The sequence below is a fragment of the Bacillus sp. BACIII genome (assembly GCF_057836745.1).
On record NZ_CM174437.1, the window covers coordinates 1618319 to 1634951 of the forward strand.

At 44.6% G+C, this 16633-nt stretch carries 21 protein-coding genes; 5 read left to right on the forward strand and 16 right to left on the reverse strand.

Translation table 11 applies throughout. The features are described from left to right. Positions 1 to 180: 180 nt before the first annotated feature. On the reverse strand, positions 181 to 639 hold the full coding sequence (locus ACXN9U_RS07510) for a TlpA disulfide reductase family protein (protein WP_060962910.1): 459 nt from the start codon (positions 637 to 639) through the stop codon (positions 181 to 183). 295 nt (positions 640 to 934) lie between these two features. On the opposite strand from ACXN9U_RS07510, the gene ACXN9U_RS07515 reads away from it, so the two are divergent. Further along, positions 935 to 1741 carry a mechanosensitive ion channel family protein gene (locus ACXN9U_RS07515; protein WP_489202383.1) on the forward strand — a complete coding sequence of 269 codons (807 nt, stop codon included), beginning with the start codon at positions 935 to 937 and terminating at the stop codon, positions 1739 to 1741. 33 nt (positions 1742 to 1774) lie between these two features. Here the strand turns inward: ACXN9U_RS07515 and ACXN9U_RS07520 are convergent, their stop codons facing one another. The 14 genes from ACXN9U_RS07520 to fadH form a co-directional block, all read right to left on the reverse strand. Next, positions 1775 to 2020 carry a YkuS family protein gene (locus tag ACXN9U_RS07520; protein ID WP_013352084.1) on the reverse strand — a complete coding sequence of 82 codons (246 nt, stop codon included), beginning with the start codon at positions 2018 to 2020 and terminating at the stop codon, positions 1775 to 1777. 60 nt (positions 2021 to 2080) lie between these two features. Beyond that, positions 2081 to 3205, reverse strand: coding sequence for an N-acetyldiaminopimelate deacetylase (locus ACXN9U_RS07525; RefSeq protein WP_060962912.1), 1125 nt, complete (start codon positions 3203 to 3205; stop codon positions 2081 to 2083). 70 nt (positions 3206 to 3275) lie between these two features. Next, positions 3276 to 3986, reverse strand: coding sequence for a 2,3,4,5-tetrahydropyridine-2,6-dicarboxylate N-acetyltransferase (dapD, locus tag ACXN9U_RS07530; protein WP_060962913.1), 711 nt, complete (start codon positions 3984 to 3986; stop codon positions 3276 to 3278). Between the two features lie 81 nt (positions 3987 to 4067). Then, entirely contained in the window at positions 4068 to 4523 is a 456-nt protein-coding gene (locus ACXN9U_RS07535) for a flavodoxin (RefSeq protein ID WP_489202384.1), read from the reverse strand. 26 nt (positions 4524 to 4549) lie between these two features. Further along, the gene (locus ACXN9U_RS07540; protein ID WP_060962915.1) at positions 4550 to 5443 is read right to left on the reverse strand and encodes a WD40/YVTN/BNR-like repeat-containing protein; all 894 of its coding nucleotides are present in this window, start codon (positions 5441 to 5443) and stop codon (positions 4550 to 4552) included. After that, entirely contained in the window at positions 5433 to 5906 is a 474-nt protein-coding gene (locus ACXN9U_RS07545) for a flavodoxin (RefSeq protein ID WP_016936300.1), read from the reverse strand. Before ACXN9U_RS07545 ends, ACXN9U_RS07540 begins: the two co-directional genes overlap by 11 nt. A 111-nt stretch (positions 5907 to 6017) precedes the next feature. Then, on the reverse strand, positions 6018 to 6899 hold the full coding sequence (gene ccpC / locus ACXN9U_RS07550) for a transcriptional regulator CcpC (RefSeq protein ID WP_489202385.1): 882 nt from the start codon (positions 6897 to 6899) through the stop codon (positions 6018 to 6020). A gap of 139 nt (positions 6900 to 7038) precedes the next feature. After that, the gene (gene cbpB, locus ACXN9U_RS07555; protein WP_003154608.1) at positions 7039 to 7482 is read right to left on the reverse strand and encodes a cyclic-di-AMP-binding protein CbpB; all 444 of its coding nucleotides are present in this window, start codon (positions 7480 to 7482) and stop codon (positions 7039 to 7041) included. A gap of 143 nt (positions 7483 to 7625) precedes the next feature. Beyond that, on the reverse strand, positions 7626 to 7817 hold the full coding sequence (abbA, locus tag ACXN9U_RS07560) for an antirepressor AbbA (protein ID WP_013352076.1): 192 nt from the start codon (positions 7815 to 7817) through the stop codon (positions 7626 to 7628). 140 nt (positions 7818 to 7957) lie between these two features. Further along, entirely contained in the window at positions 7958 to 8476 is a 519-nt protein-coding gene (locus ACXN9U_RS07565) for a ribonuclease H-like YkuK family protein (protein ID WP_016936302.1), read from the reverse strand. Between the two features lie 124 nt (positions 8477 to 8600). Then, positions 8601 to 8840 (reverse strand): YkuJ family protein, encoded by a 240-nt coding sequence (locus ACXN9U_RS07570; RefSeq protein WP_003154613.1) that lies wholly within the window; start codon positions 8838 to 8840, stop codon positions 8601 to 8603. 445 nt (positions 8841 to 9285) lie between these two features. Further along, positions 9286 to 10506 carry an EAL domain-containing protein gene (locus ACXN9U_RS07575; RefSeq protein WP_060962919.1) on the reverse strand — a complete coding sequence of 407 codons (1221 nt, stop codon included), beginning with the start codon at positions 10504 to 10506 and terminating at the stop codon, positions 9286 to 9288. Positions 10507 to 10638: 132 nt separating this feature from the next. Continuing rightward, complete coding sequence (locus tag ACXN9U_RS07580) at positions 10639 to 11196, reverse strand: hypothetical protein (RefSeq protein WP_489202386.1); 558 nt, start codon at positions 11194 to 11196, stop codon at positions 10639 to 10641. A 114-nt stretch (positions 11197 to 11310) separates the two neighbouring features. Further along, positions 11311 to 12075, reverse strand: coding sequence for a 2,4-dienoyl-CoA reductase (fadH, locus tag ACXN9U_RS07585; RefSeq protein ID WP_489202387.1), 765 nt, complete (start codon positions 12073 to 12075; stop codon positions 11311 to 11313). A 143-nt stretch (positions 12076 to 12218) separates the two neighbouring features. Between fadH and ACXN9U_RS07590 the strand changes: the two genes are divergently transcribed. From ACXN9U_RS07590 to ACXN9U_RS07605, 4 genes are all read left to right on the forward strand, one after another. Continuing rightward, the gene (locus ACXN9U_RS07590; protein WP_489202388.1) at positions 12219 to 13082 is read left to right on the forward strand and encodes a metallophosphoesterase; all 864 of its coding nucleotides are present in this window, start codon (positions 12219 to 12221) and stop codon (positions 13080 to 13082) included. A 74-nt stretch (positions 13083 to 13156) separates the two neighbouring features. Further along, positions 13157 to 13651 carry a L,D-transpeptidase family protein gene (locus tag ACXN9U_RS07595; RefSeq protein ID WP_095240832.1) on the forward strand — a complete coding sequence of 165 codons (495 nt, stop codon included), beginning with the start codon at positions 13157 to 13159 and terminating at the stop codon, positions 13649 to 13651. A 75-nt stretch (positions 13652 to 13726) separates the two neighbouring features. Next, a complete protein-coding gene (locus ACXN9U_RS07600) occupies positions 13727 to 15019 on the forward strand; it encodes an MFS transporter (protein ID WP_060962922.1) in 1293 nt (430 codons plus the stop codon). A 122-nt stretch (positions 15020 to 15141) separates the two neighbouring features. Beyond that, a complete protein-coding gene (locus tag ACXN9U_RS07605; RefSeq protein WP_013352067.1) occupies positions 15142 to 15606 on the forward strand; it encodes a YkyB family protein in 465 nt (154 codons plus the stop codon). A gap of 43 nt (positions 15607 to 15649) precedes the next feature. Here the strand turns inward: ACXN9U_RS07605 and cheV are convergent, their stop codons facing one another. Further along, positions 15650 to 16561 (reverse strand): chemotaxis protein CheV, encoded by a 912-nt coding sequence (gene cheV / locus ACXN9U_RS07610; RefSeq protein WP_060962923.1) that lies wholly within the window; start codon positions 16559 to 16561, stop codon positions 15650 to 15652. Positions 16562 to 16633 lie beyond the last annotated feature (72 nt).

Here is a 16633-nt window from a genome sequence, read left to right on the forward strand (position 1 = left end):
GGAGAAAACATGCGATACAGCGTGTTTTCTCCTGTTTTTCTTCATTTTCGTTTTCACTCCGGCTCAACAATCACGCATGTCATTTTGGAATTTTTTATCCAATAAGCACAAAAAAACCCTATTACCTAACGGCAAAGGGTTTGCAGAACCGAGACAATAGTCCGATGGAGATTGTCCCAATTATTCAGAAGCATGCTCCATTTCTGAAAGTACGCGGCTGACGCGTTTTTCAAGCATTGTCATCCCGTCTCCTCCCGCTTGAAAATGACGGAGCTGTCCGGTTTTATCAAAAACGTAATAAGCCGGCACATATTGATTCTCAAATGCTTCAGTCAGCGTATGGTTGCTGTCCACGTAAATCGGCTGAGAGATATCGTGTTCAGCCGCTGTTTCCTTGATTTTCTCAAGGTCAAGATCATCTTCGGAACGGGGCATATGAACGGCTGCCACATTCAACTGATCTTTATATTTATTACGAAGCCCGTTCACCTCAGGCATCGCTTCTTTACACATGCCGCAGCTGACGGACCAGAAGTGAATCAATACCGGCTTGTCACCGATCAGCTGTTCCTTCGTGACTACTCCGTTAATCCAGGCTTTGGCGCCTGTCAATTCAGGCATTTGCTGATGTAATTTCATCTGATGTCCCTCCTTATGAAAAAGATTTGTGAGCTTTCGTCCGCACTCTCATTTCGATCGGGCAACATCAGGCTGTTTTCCCCTCTAAAGTAAATGATTTGGCTGAACTGCCATGTTAAAATGAGAGCGGAGAATCTTTAGTTAATATCTTCACGAAAATAATGAGATTGAAACCGTTCAATAGAAAAAATCATAACGGTAAATAACTGATTTCTATTAAAAGGTTTATTCTATTGGAAAACGGGTAAATAACTTTTAGCTTTTTCTGCAATAGACTTGAAAGGAAGACATCACTATGATTGATTTAAAACACTTTGATTGGGCCGGGCTCATCACTTCTGCGGGGATTTTCATCGTCAAGCTGGCACTTATTATTTTAACGTATTTTATTTTCAGAACGGCAGGCAAAAAGCTGATTAAACATCTGTTTCAGAAATTCGAGCAGCAAAACAACCTCTCCACGGGCCGCGCTTATACTTTGCGGAGTCTCGCGCTGAATGTGTACGGATACATACTGATTTTCGTTTTTATCGTCATGATATTGGATTTATTTCACTACAATCCGAGCGCTCTCATAGCAGGCGCCGGCGTGGTCGGTCTTGCAGTCGGCTTTGGCGCTCAGGGGCTTGTCAGTGACATTGTCACTGGATTTTTTATCCTTTTGGAAAAACAGATCGATGTCGGTGATTATATTACGGTTGCCGGCTACAGCGGCATTGTCGAGCAGGTCGGGCTGCGTACGACGCAAATCCGGAGCTTTGACGGCACGCTTCACTATCTTCCCAACCGGGGGATCACGAATGTGAGCAACCATTCCCGCGGAACGATGCAGGCGCTTGTCGATATTAAGGTGCCGCTTGAAAAAAACCTTGATGAAACCATTCAAGTCCTGCAAAACGCCTGTGACAAAGCAGCCCTTGAGCTTCCGCAGATTAAGGAAGGACCGGATGTCATCGGGGTTCAGGATTTAAGCACATCAGAAATGGTCATCAGAATCATCGCCAAAACAGAAAATATGGAGCAATGGCGGGTTGAACGCGTGCTGCGGAGAGAAATGAAAATCGCGCTCGACCGTTTGAAAAACGCCTCTTCTGCCGAATAGAAAAACCGAAGCATAAGCTTCGGTTTTTTCTTTTTAATGAAATTTTTTTTCTACTTCGCTGCAGATTTCGTCAGCTGTCATTCCGGAAGCCGTAATGACGGGAGCCTGAGTTGACGTATCGGCAATGCCTTGGACATTGCTGTCAAGTCCGGTTACGACACAGCAGTCACAATCCTTCGCATCCTCAGGAGTCTTCATCATCACTACGTCATATCCCTTTTGTTTTAACGCCTGTTCTACATCCGATAAAGATTGTTCAATTCCAATTTTTTTCGTCATATTGAACACCTCCGTTACGTAGAATGCTCAATTTTTGTTAGATTATTCTTCTTTTCGGATTTAATTGGCATACTCCGAAAAATATCCGACCATGACATTTACTGCGGTTTCCATCGCAGCTTCATCCGGATTCAGCTTTGCGTGATGAAGCCCGTGGGAAGAATCGGCACCGAGCCAGAACATGAAGCCGGGATATTTTTTCAGCATATACCCGAAATCTTCTCCGGTCATCGCTTCTTTCGCCGTCTTCACTTCTGCAAGATGATGATCACTGACAAATTGCATAAATTCTTCGGTCAGGCCGCTTGTATTATAAACTTGATGATAAACGGACGGGTACGTGACCTTTCCTTTACAGCGGAAGCCGATTTCAATTCCTTTGACGAGTTCTTCAATCCGCTTTTTCACCATATGCATTGATTCTTCAGAAAGCGTCCGGATCGTTCCTTCCAGATGAGCACGCTCTGCGATGATATTTTGCGCCGTGCCTCCGGTAATCGTTCCGACAGTAATGACCGCGCTGTCAAGCGGGTCCGTATTTCTGGATATGACCGTCTGCAGCTGCGTGACAAGCGTACTTGCGGCGACGACCATGTCATCTGCTGTATGCGGATATGCCGCATGTCCGCCTTTCCCCTCAAGGTCGATGACAAGCTCGCTCGTATTTGCAAACAGCAATCCGCTTTTGGTGGAGATTGTGCCGACCGGCAGCTCAGGTGCTATATGGAGAGCCGTGATCAAATCCGGCGTCCATTTTTTCAGCACATCGCTTTCAAGCATCGGTTCCGCTCCGCCCGGTCCTTCTTCAGCCGGCTGGAATAAAAAGAGCAGATCATGCTTGACCGGGTGATGGACAAAATGATCAATAATGCCGAGCGCGATGGTCATGTGCATATCGTGGCCGCATGCGTGCATAAAACCGGGATGTTCAGATGCAAACGGAAGCCCCGTCTGTTCTTCAATCGATAAAGCATCTATATCCGCTCTGTAGGCGAGCATTTTTTCCGGAGCCGTGCCGTTGACTTTGACAAAGATGCCGGTTCTCCACGTTTCGATTTCAATTCTATCTTCCGGATATTGTTTTAATATATTCAGCAGGTACTGCTGTGTTTTATATTCCTGAAAGCCGATTTCCGGGATGCGGTGCAGATCTCTCCGGATTGCTATGAGCCGCTCTTTTTCCATATGTATTCCTCCTTAAGATAAGAATAAGGCGTGGATTTTATCATCCACGCCCATTCTATCAAACCATTCCTTACAGCTGGCGTAATTCCTGTTTGATTTCTGTTTTGCCTTTTGTTTTTTCATCGATATCTTTGATTTTTTTCGCTGGTGTTCCTGCTACAACGGTATATGGCTCAACGTCATTTACTACGATGGCTCCCGCAGCGACAACCGCGCCTTTTCCGATTGTTACGCCTTCAAGCACAACCGCATTTGCGCCGATGACAACATCATCTTCCACGACAACAGGCTTAGCGCTTGGCGGCTCAATAACGCCCGCTAATACAGAACCCGCTCCGATATGACAGTTTTTTCCGACAGTCGCGCGTCCTCCGAGCACAACGTTCATATCAATCATTGTGCCTTCGCCGATGACTGAACCGATATTAATGGACGCCCCCATCATGATAACGGCATTATCGCCGATTTCGACTTGGTCGCGGATAATAGCGCCGGGCTCGATGCGCGCTTTTACATCTTTCAAGTCAAGCATCGGAATCGCAGAGTTGCGGCGGTCATTTTCAATGACGTAATCCTCAATTTTGTCTTTGTTTTCTTCAATTGCCGCTTTAATGTCAGTCCATTCGCCAAAAACAACGCCGGATTGGCCGTTCAGGAATGTTTTAGCGGAATCGCCAAAGCTGATTCCCTCAAGATTGCCTTTTACATACACTTTTACAGGCGTTGATTTTGTACTATTTTGAATAAATGAAATAATTTCATTTGCATCCATCATTTTCATATGTATTGTCCTCCTCTGATTTTCTACCTCATTACTGTAACAAAGGAAGGATGCAAAAACAAGAAAAAAAGGAACAAGCCTTTATTCTGCCGGCTGTCTGCACATTGCGGCAAACTGTCTTCCGAATTCCCTGAGCTCTTCTTCCTCGCTGCCTTCAGGGTTGTTTTCAATTTTGACCGATGGCAGCACCACCCGTCCTCCCCGGGCCGTGATCACTTTTTCCAATTCGTCAACCGCTCCGCAAAAAAACGCATAGGACGTATCTCCGGAACCGAACAGAGCAAATGTTTTCCCTGCAAACTCCAGGTTTTCCATATCTTCAGCGATATCGAGCATTTCATCAGGAAGATCCCCGTCTCCCCACGTATATGTGCCTAATAAAATATACTCGTAGTCATTAAAAAGTTCGGCATCGATATCCATCGCTTCATATCTGTCTACAGATGCTTGTGCTTCGATCAGCCCTTTTTCAATCAAATCCGCCATTGCCTCGGTGTTTCCTGACATTGTCGCATAAACAAGCAATACTTTCCCCATCTCCGTCTCTCCTTTATGTATAGAAACTAATGTGCGAGCCGGGCCGCCTCATACGGTCTGACAAACTTACATTCGTAAAGGCCCGCGCAAAAAAAGCTTTCTTTCTGATTGGCCACCCGCCATCCGTGACCGCGGATCGTATCAAACCATTTTAATTCTCCGGCGGCGAAATCAGCTTGGTAAATGCGCGAAAATCCGTTTTCGTCCTGTGCCGAAGTGACATAAATAATACCGTCATCCTCAGAAACGTCGAGAAATGATTTTTCCCGTACGGCGGGCGCGGCTGTAATGGCAAACGCCTCTTGCGTCCGCACGTTTCGGACGGCAACCTCGCCCCGTTCTCCCTTTGCCGCTCCCTTTGCGGCAATGAGCCAGTCCTTCTTGTACATGAGCATGGAAGCCGTCATGCGCTGTCTTTCACGGCTTATACGCCGGATGCGGTCTTCTGTCAGATCATACGCCCAAATGCCGCCATAATTCATATGAATCCGGGTGCCGATATAAATCGTCTGACCGTGCAAACAAAGCGAGCGGATGACAGGCGGCTCCTTTAAATGTGAAAAGGGCTTAGCCACATGCCAAGTGACGCCGAAATCATCAGATAAGTAGAGGCAGTGCGTGCCGTGCGCACAGACAAAACCGTCATTCCGCCCGGCAACGGCCCAAACGGAGGCGCTGGTCGGAAATCGAGATGCCGTCCAGGTCTTTCCCTGATCGGCCGATCTGAGGACGGCGCCTTTTTCCCCCGCCGCGAATATGTAAGGTCCGATGTAAGTCAGCACATGAATCTTGCTTTTCATCCGGTACAGTCTATTCCAGCCTTCTTCTGCAGAAAAATGAAAAATGCCTTCGCCTTTTACTGCGACAAAAAATCCTGAAGACACTGATGCCATGACAGCCGTCGCGCCTTTATGAAACATGGCACCGGTCTCCTTGGTGAGCAGCCCATGCAAGAAAACCGCGGACAAATTCTTTGCAGCATTCCTGATCCTCAGCCGTCTCAGGCGCCAATTCGATTTTCAGCGTTTCCGGATATAAATTGGCTCCGGCCTGTTCAAACGCATCGCAAAACAGCGTAACCGCTTCACAAAACTTCGGATAGGCGTGATCGCCTGAACCGAAACAAGCCGTTTTCAGTCCGTTGAGCTGGCGGTGCAGAATATCTTCATAAAAATCTTCCGCTTCGTAAGGAAGATCACCATCTCCCCATGTGTACGTGCCGACAAAAACATAATCATATGCTTCGAGACAATCTGCATCTGCCTCATCCATGTCAAGACAGTCAATTGCAATCTGATGCTCGCTCAGTGTTTCTTTTATAATGCCGGCAATATCCTCCGTATTCCCCGACATGCTTGCGTATATCATTAATGCTTTCTGCATATGATCACCCCGTAATTGATAATGATTTTCATTGACATATACATTACTTTAAATGATAATGATTTTCATTGTCAATAAAAAATAAAAAAAGACAGCTTAATTGCTGTCTTTCTAAAAAGGGCTCTCCTGCTTCAGCATATCTTTGATGACAGAAACGAAAGCCTGCACCTGTTTTAATTCAAATGCCGGCTCATAACCGAGCAGCCATGTGTCGCGGCCGATCGGATGGTCCTTTGCATCAAGCAGGGGCATTTTATTTACTTTGTCTTCCTCAGCTAAGGTGACTGACGGCAAAATGGCATAACCGATTCCGTGCAGCGCCATCTGCTTGCACGTTTCAATCTGATCGACGAGGATCGTCTGTTTCGGCGAGGTTTTGAATTTTTGATGCCACCAATGCTGAATTTCCTGAAAATATGTACTGTCACTTTTGAACTGGATAAACGGCCGGTCGGTATGGGCTATATCATCAATGCAGGAAATTTCCGTATCGACCAAATATAAATGATCGGTCATTAGATATTCTTTTCGGCCTTTCCATTCCGGGTTTCCCCGGATAATGCCGATATGTACCTGATCTTCATACAGACTTTTCAGCATTTCGCTGCTCCATCCTGTAATGAGGGAAACCTTTGCATTCGGGTATCGCTCCACATATGTTTTTAACACTTTCGGAAGCCAGTGCTGCCCGATAATGGAGGCGACGGCAAGCTTCAATGTGCCGTGAATTTCCCCTTCAAGTTCATCAATATTTTCTCTTATTCTCTCTTGCCGGTCCGTGACATCATTTGCAAATTGGATGATTTTTTCTCCTGCCGGCGTTACCGTGAGTCCTTTTTGAGATCTTAGAAAGATCTTTGTTCCCCAGGCTTTTTCAATGGTCTGCAATCGCTGGGACAGAGCCGGCTGTGACACGAATAACCGTTCGGCAGCCTTCCTCATGTTTAATTCCTCAGCTAAAATTACGAGCATATGAAGCTCTTGAAGCTGCATGTCGTCCTCCTTTTCAATGCCTTTTCGTATTTCTTATCTACCATTCTAATAAATTAAAGGCTGCCGAAGCAAGTGCGACCAATATGTATACGTTTTCTTTTTCTGGCGTGCAAAGAACAAATAGGCCGATCGTGCAAGCCTACTTATTCAATGACCTGATGTGACTGCTCAGCTGCTTTAATACGACTCTTCTCGTAAAGATGCCTTCAAAGACGCCTTCATCATTTTCAACGCAGACAAAACCGTTGTTAATGACCATGCTGAACCCTTTGATAATCGGATCATTGATGTGGAGACGGGGAATGTCTTTCAACATGACCTCCTCAACCGTAATTTGATCCAGCTTCTCAAACTCAATCCGCTCAAGTCCGAAAATGCTGTTCATAATCATATTTGTGCCAATCAAACCGTGCAGACGGTACGAAGCGTCAAGGACTGGAATAGCGGTATAGCCGGTTTTCGTCAGCACTAAAAGAGCATGCTCAAGGTTGTTTCCGACTTGTACGTGCGCCACTTTATCCGCCTCGATCATAAATTGTCCGACTGTTGCATCAAGAAGCTGATCTGATTGTAAGCTAATCATGTCACTTCGACCCCTTTACATTTTTCATCAAAACATGTATTCCCTATATCGCAATAATATAAACATTATCATTTTTTGTCGAAAAGTTTCCGTCAATAAAAAAGATACTCTTTGCAATCGAGTATCAATTTTTAGGCCGCTGATTAATTTTCGTTCCGGAAACGGTCATAAAGCGTTACGAGTTTTTTATAAGTGGTTCCATCAACGCTTTTTGACCCTGCTTCTATATCGTTGATTTCGCTGGTCAAAAGCTCAATGGCATATTCATGATTGATCAGGATATTCAGCAGAAGTTTTTGTTCTTCTTCCGTAAATCGTTCACCGATAAGACTCATACGTAATCAGGCCCCCTATTTTTAACTGAATACCTCTGAAAGCAAGGTTATATTTGCTTTCAGCTCTACCGCTAGAATAAGTAAACAGAAAAAAATCGTCAACCGCATAATTCGACAATTTGCGGATTCTGTATGACATATTATTTTGTGTAACGATTGGCATAACTGAATGCTGTGCAGGAATCGGGCTTGATTTTTGCTTCAATGCCCATCGAGGTAATACGGCCGGTCATTTCTTGTATCAATTCTTTTGTCAGCCCTTTTTGGCCAATATCCAAGTGCACTTCAAATGTAAGATCCGCCCCTTCATCAGCGAAAGGCAGGAGCAAATCGGTAATTTCCATGAAACGTCCGTCGAGGATATGCGCAGCCATCTCCTGGCTGAATGCGGTTTCCAGCGATATTTTTTCGCGAAGGCTATGTATCGGTCTGGCGAGATCGTGATTTTTCAAACAGCCCCAAGCTCCCTTGCCTGTACGGTGCAAGTGTATAGCCGTAATAAACTTCGTGAAGTCGCGGTAAACTTGTGAATCAGTCCCCACAGACAGCACGTATGCTGATCGGGGGTCTTTATTGACAAAGCGTTTCAGCCGCTCCATCACGTCTTGAAAGGTCATCTGTGCCTCAGAAAGATTATAAAACAGAAAAGAATCAGCCATGTACGGACACTCCTCTTTCCAAAATCTACAACCAAACGAACGAGCACGGTTCCTTTGCATGATTTAATAAAGCTCCGCTTGCTAAAAGACGGGAAGCTTGGTCAGCCTGAAAAATCAAACCAAATTACTGAAGGAGCTCAAAAATTTCAATAGAAATCATGTCAATGTTATCAAACGGATATGTGTTAGGTTTTTCACCTTTTTGGAAAACCGTCAGCTCAAACGTTTGATTCTTTTCAAAATATTTAACACTGCATATTTTCTCACCATTTACTTCGAAATAACGCTGCATCGGCTCATTAGCCGCTTCGGCTGTTTCTTGCAGACTTTGCAGCCGTGTGATGATACCCATTAATTGTGACATTCTAAAAAAAGACTCCTTTCAAAAAACAACTTCAAATCAACAAGTATTTATTATAATACAAGTTCTACAGAGCATCATACCATAAAGTAGACCGGGATGGCATTTTCCCGCTGGATTTTCAATAAGAAAATCAACGGGAAAACCGTGTTTTCGAATAGTTTGAAGCTTTTTTCGGAATGTCATACACCTTTTATAAATGATTTTTCGCTTTTTGAGCCGCCATTGTCAGATGTATGTGAGAAGAAGCCTTTTTATGCGCAGGAAGGCATAAAAAAACTTGGCGGGGGTAGCGCCAAGCTTTTTCGGATCTTGATCTGATAGAGGGGTTGGGGAACAGAGAGTAACTTCTCTCTATAACTAAATGATAATGATTATCAGTATCATTGTCAATTGTTTTTTTAAACTTTTTCACATTTATAAAAAAAAGCGGCTTACAGCAGCCGCTTTAAAGTAATCCGTCCTGTTCATATAAATAAGAGTAAGGCAGATCGATAAATAAATACATATTGTCATCCATCGGGTATGAAAAGGTTCTGATCATCTCACCCGTTTCAATATCACTGTACAGGTCACTAAAAAAGCCTTTTCTTGAATTACGCATCTTCATGATGTTTTCTAAAAAGTACGGACGCCAGCTCCAGTTTTTCTCCCTGTATTCAGGCTGATAAAGCCATTCGCCTGATTGCTTGAACACATTTCCCGTCAGCTGATAGCCTTCTTCATCACACATATAAATTCTGAAACAGCAGTCCGTCAGGTTTTCCGCCAGTTTCTTAATAAACTCATCATCCGCCTGATGGGTTTTCTTCAGCTCGGAAACTGCCTGATTGACCCGCTTATAAAAATTCTCAGAGTGTTCGTATACTGTCTCCAGCTTCTTTTTTTCTCTCGTGATAAATTGCTGAAACTCCGTTTTCAAGCGTGCTTTTAACAGGCTCCGGTCTATAAAATCGCCGCTCGGCGCCTGCAGATAATAGCCTTGAAAAAATCGGCCTCCGTTTCTCCATGCGTACTGGAGCTGGAAATCAGCTTCTATATCTTCATACAGCAGCGCGGCGCCGATTTTTCTCGCCAGCAATGAAATGCTGTACAGCACATGCTCATAGGATGGTGACGGCTGAGATACCTTCAGCGCCTGCAAATCTATTTTCAGAAGGTCCGGTGAAAGAAGCGCGATTCTGTCCAGGTTGCTGCTCTCCTTACCTATATTGTCCACTGCGATTTTAATGCCGTATGTACGATAGTAGGCAAGCATATGGTACAGCTGTTCAATGTCGCCTTCGAAATTGTGCTCGGTGATCTCAAGCACAATACGGTTCAATTCAATGCCCTGCTCTTCGTATTCTTTCAAAAGCTCAAGAAAGCTTTCGCCGTGGTCAAGCATCAATACATTCGCATCCTGATTGATAAAAATCAATAGATCACGATCAGCTTCTTTAAACCTCTCCAGCGCCTGCCTGATGACTCTGTCATCGACCTCAAGCTTATATTCTTCCGGAATGCCGGAATCTAAGAAAAACGGCCCTAGGCTCTCAATCTCCGTATCTGCCAAAATCCGGCCAAGCACTTCGTAGCCTGCGACTCTTTGTTCCTCAGCGTTAAAAATCGCTTGGTAATACGGAATGACATCATCAATATTCGTCAGTATATCAAGTGGGTCCAACATGTTATCACCTGCTTCTCTATCTTTGTCTGATTATACACAATTATATCAGCACCACAAATGTTTAGATTAGGGGAAAAGGAGGCAGTATGGCAGCAGCTTAAATAAAAGGGGGGACATTTTTAAGATCACTCTTTAGACCGGTTCATTAAGGACGTTGTTCATTTGTTTCACAATCACAAATAAAAGGATAAATATAAGAGCATTATAACCGGCAGCTGTCCAAAAATAATGGCTCCAATCAGTTCTGTTATATATCCAATCATCCTCATGTTCCAACTGAAAGAAAGTTCCTTTTTTATCTAAAGTGCCAAATGTAAGAGTTGTTAACCCGCCAACACTCTTGGAAACGTCAACTCCATACATTGAACCGGCATGATCAGTATGATTTATTGGCATATACGTATAATCAGATAAAATTGTTTCCGCCAGCTTAGTTGGCAGAGACACATATACTACAGCCGATGTATCGCCTCCGAGCCCACTCAAATACTCCCTGGCTTTAATAAATTTCGTTTCATCAGGAAAATCGATGTGATATAGCTTTTCAAATCTGATTATTTCATCAGATGTAAGATTGGTATTTTGATAATACTGTGGAGTAAAAGCACAAATCATAAAGTACCAAATATTAAAGATGATAACTAAACTGCTTAAAAATAGTACAACGAACCATTTTAATAATTTCTTCAATTAATCGCCCCTTAATCTTTCAAAATTATATCATAATTTTGAATAGAAAATAAAACAAGCGAACAGCCGGCTTTGGCGTTCGCTTGTTTTGCAAAATAGTCAATATACGAAAAATTAAAACGGATAAGGATTCAGCCACTGCCCGCCGTCCATTGTGATACAATCCCCGTTTATGTAGGACGCTTCATCAGAAAGCAAAAACGCTGCCAACGCGGCGATTTCTTCCGGTGTGCCCAGCCGGCCAAGCGGGACACTGTTCATAGTGCAGGACATTGCTTTTTCCGATTCAAACAGCTTTTCCGCACCGCCTGTTCGTTCAATCGGGCCTGGGGCTATCGCGTTTGTGCGGATGCCGTATTTGCTCCCCCATTCAACGGCCAGCGTTCTTGTCAGTGACAATACCCCCGCTTTGGCTGCAGCGGAATGAACGACCCCTGCTCCCGCTCCCCATGCGTATGTGGCGGCCATATTCAATATGACACCCTTCTGCTTTTGCTCGATCCAATGTCTTGCCGCAGCTTGGCTGCAAAAAAAAGTGCCGTTTAAAACAATCTCAATAACCGCTTTCCATCCGTTGGGCGTCAGCTTTTCTGCCGGGCAAATAAAATTACCGGCCGCATTGTTAATCAGCGCATCAAGCCGGCCAAAGACTTTTACCGCTTCTGTCATCATGTCTGAAGCGGCGGATTCTGAACGGACATCCATTTGAAAACAGGCGACCTGTCCCTCAAAGGTCTCAATTTCTTTTCTTGTTTCCTCAAGTGCTTCCTGGTTCCTCCCCGTCACCATGACGTGCCATCCCAGTTCAGCCTGTTTTTTCGCCATGGCTTTTCCCATGCCGCTTGAACCGCCTGTAATGATTACCGCTTTCTTATCCATAACAACCCCACCCCTTTTATTGAATGAATAATCATTCATAATTCTATCACAGATGGCTCTGCCCGTCATTACATGCTGAGAAGGGATTTTCCGGCCAAGCTGATGATATAATAGAAAAACTCTGACAAAGGTTGGTTTTACATATGGAGAAAATGACGAGAAGAACATTTTTAAAAAGAGGATTCGGCATTTTTGGCGCGGCTCTTGCGACGGCTTGCGGAGGCTACGGCTATGCCCGGTATATTGAACCGCGCATGATTGAAATCACCCGGCATACAATTACCAGCCGCCTGATTCCACGCGGCTTTGACAATTTTAAAATCGTTCAATTCAGCGATACGCATCTCAGTGACGTGTTTACAACAGAAGACTTGAATAAAACAGCGGAAAAGATCAATCAGCTAAAGCCTGATCTGCTTATCTTTACGGGAGATTTAATTGATAAGCCGCATTTATATCATGATCATCAGCATGCGCTCGCCGTGCTGGAAAGGCTTGAAGCTCCTTTCGGCAAACTTTGTGTATACGGAAACCATGACCACGGAGGCTATGGCACGAACACGTACAAGACCCTGATGGAAGCAGCTGATTTTCAAGTGCTTCGAAACGGCTTTCGTCAGGTGCAGCTGGCAGATGGAAGCCGGATTGAACTTGCGTCTTTGGATGATTTAATGCTCGGAAAGCCAGATTATGAAGGCACTCTATCCCGTCTTTCCGAAGATGCGTTTTCCATTTTACTCGTTCACGAGCCGGATGCCGCACTCAAGATCGGCGGACATCCCGTAAACCTGCAGCTGTCGGGACATACTCACGGCGGTCAGGTGCAGCTTCCGTTTTTCGGGCCTCTCATTACGCCCCCTTACGGAAAAACGTATACCGACGGCATGTATTCGCTGCATGACACAACCGTTTATGTCAATCGCGGGCTCGGTACGACAAGGCTGCCGTATCGATTTTTAGCAAGACCGGAAATCACGCTGTTCACATTGAAAACCGCACAAAAATAAGACTTTTATCCCGATGCGCAAACAGCCCCTCCTTAATATGTATATGGAAAAGAACAAAAAGGAGGGTGATGAAACTGCTGACCTATCAAGTGAAACAAGGAGAAACCATCTCAAGCATTGCGCAAGACTTCAGAATAAGCACGGCCGCTCTCCTTCAGGCAAATCCCTCAATCCAATCGGTCATTTATGCGGGACAGCATATTATCATACCGAATCTTCCCGACCCATCCACTATTCCCTATTCCATTGTCGTGTATATCGGAGCGAAGAAACTGGAGTTATACCGCCTTGGCAGGCTCATCCGTACGTATCCGATCGCAGTCGGAAAAATATTGACGACCACGCCGACCGGAGAATTTTACATCGTGAATCGCCAGCCTAAGCCCGGCGGTCCGTTCGGCGCTTATTGGCTCAGCCTCTCTAAGCTCCATTACGGCATTCACGGGACAAATAATCCTTCCTCCATCGGCAAAGCGGTATCAAAAGGATGCATCCGCATGTATAATCAGGACGTCACTGAACTTGCCGCTACCGTCCCTAATGGAACAAGGGTGACGATTATAAGATAGAAAGATCTCATTTGTTTATGGAACGAGCTGATGATAATATATTACAGTGGGACCTTTAGGGTAAGGAGCGTGTTTATGGATATATTTAAAAATCGCAATTTTGTCCGTTTATTTTTCGCAGCACTCGCTTCTCAAATGGGAACGACTGTAGGTAATATGGCTTTCGCTTTTTACTTGCTGGATCGCTTTGCCAACCAGCCGGCATACACGACTTTGGCAGAGCTCATGTATTCGCTGCCGACAGTTTTCGTATTTCTGATTGTCGGTGTCGCAGCTGACCGGCTCGACAGGAAAAAGGTCGCAGAAAATTGTGACTGGATCAGGGCGGGACTGACGATCGTATTGTTTGCGGCATTATACAGCGGGAATATTCCTCTCGTGTTCTGCATTTTGTTCATCAGAAGCGCCGTGACCAAGTTCTTTTTCCCGGCAGAAGCCAGCCTTGTACAAGCTATTCTGCCTAAGGAGCATTATGCGAAAGCAGCGGGGCTTAACCAGATCCTGTTCAGCATCTTTATGGTATTCGGCGTCGGTATGGGTGCGTTTATGTATAAAACGATCGGTGTTCACGGAGCCATCATCCTTGATTTTGTCAGCTTTATTGTGTCAGGCTTTCTGATCCGCGCCTGCCGCATTCCGATAGAAGCCCGTCAGCCGAACGGCCCTTTTAAATGGGGAGATTCGTTTCTGAAAGACTCGGTCGCTGATTTTAAAGAAGGGATCGTATATATTATTAAAAACAAATTGCTTGCTTCTCTTATTTTCGGCTTTTTTATTTTTGGATTTGTCAACGGCGGCTTTGCCGTACTTCCGATGTTTACGATGAAATACGGACTAGCGCCCGATCATTACGAATCACACACTTCCATCTTCACCGTCGCACTCGGCTTCGGTTTGCTTGCCGGAAGTGTGATCGGAACGATGATCGCAAAAAAAGTCAAACCGCATCATTTGATGTCGCTTCCGATTTTGGCTGCCGGACTGCTCATTTTTGTCCTCGGCTATACGGATCAGCTGTGGATTTATTATGCGGCGGCTTTTGTCCTCGGCATGTGCATCGGCCCTGTCAATATCGCCATCGGCGGCTGGATGCCGAAAATCGTTCATCCGAAAATAATGGGCCGGGTCAGCGGCTGGCAGGATCCCTTTATGATGTTTGCCCAATCGATTACACTCGGACTTGTCGCCCTGTTATTCCCGAAATTCGTTTCCAATATTGATTACCTTTATTACGGCATGGGAATCGTGATTTTGGCGGTATTTGTGTTCTATTTTATCGCCCTTCCGAAGTACAGCGCCGAGGCGGCGGAAATCGATGTGCAGCAATCATTAAAAGCTGATTCTGAAAAACATGCAAATCCTGTCTAATAAAGGAAAAAAATGCGCCCTTTTCATCAGAAAAAGGCGTATTTTTATATTCAATATTTGCATTTCAACGCTAAAAAAGTATAATCTATATATGAACTTGATCAATGCAAAGGAGAGAAATAATGGACGACCACGCTTATTCGAAAGAGCTGCAGCCAACCATCGAGAATCTTTCAAAAGCTGTTTATACTGTGAACCGCCATGCCAAAACCGCCCCCAACCCTAAATACCTTTATCTGCTGAAAAAACGGGCATTACAAAAGCTTGTGAAAGAAGGCAAAGGGAAAAAAATAGGGCTTCACTTTTCAAATAATCCCAGGTTTAGCCAACAGCAGTCAGACGTACTTATCTCTATCGGAGACTACTATTTTCACATGCCTCCAACAAAAGAAGACTTCCAGCATCTTCCGCATTTAGGTACATTAAATCAATCGTACCGCAATCCTAAAGCACAAATGTCTTTGACAAAAGCGAAAAACTTATTGCAAAAATATGTGGGCTTAAAGGAAAAACCGCTAGCCGCCAACAGGCAGCAGCCCGCTTATCATAAACCCGTGTTTAAAAAACTTGGTGAGAGTTATTTTTAATTCCACTGCAAAAAAGCCGATGCATGACGCATCGGCTTTTTTTCTATTCAATCACGTACGTATCCACTTTTTTAATTAACTCGCTGATTTCAGGCTTGCTGATCTGTTCATCCGCTCCGACGACTTCGCCCCGGTGGCGCAGATCATCCGTAATCAGGGACGAAAAGATCATAATCGGCACGTCAGAGCTTTGCGGGTTATCCTTAAGGAGCTTCGTCAAACGGTGCCCGTCCATTTTCGGCATCTCAATGTCGCTGATGATCATGTCAATATGGTCTGACAGATTTGCTCCTTTATCCGTTAATTCCACGACATATTCATACGCTTCTTTTCCATTTTCAAACGTAACGATTTCACTGTACCCCGCTTCAGTCAGTTCATCCGTCAAAAGGCGCATCAGAAGCGGAGAATCTTCTACGATAATCAGTTTTTTACCCGCCCGTCTTTCATCAAATCCTTCCTGATGGACATGGTAAGTCTCAACTCCGGATGCCGATTCAATGTCGTAAATGATCTTCTCATAATCAGGTAAAAAGATCATCGTGTCTTCCAGTTTAATGATACCCGTTAAGTGCCGCTCCATGCCCTGATTCAGCGAAGTCGGCTTTTCAATCGCCTCCCAGGACACCCTGTGGATCTGTGATACGGAACCGACGTGAAAGACGATTTTCCGCTTGTTGAATTCCGTCACGATATATTTATCGTCTTTTGCCCCTTCGGCATCAACGCCGAAAAAGGTATACAGGCTGATGACGGGAAGAATTTCGCCTCTCAGCTTAATCATCCCTTCTACGTCTTTGTGAGACTGGGGCACAGATGTGACATCTACCGGCTGAATGATTTCCCGGACTTTCATCACATTTATGCCAAATGTATTGACGCCTACTTCAAATTTGACGATTTCTAATTCATTTGTGCCTGAATCCAATAAAATATCGTATTGTTGTAAAGACAATTCAATCCCTCGCTATCCGCATTCAGTATTGTACTGTTTATATCGGCTGTAAACGGAAAAAGTGAATGTATT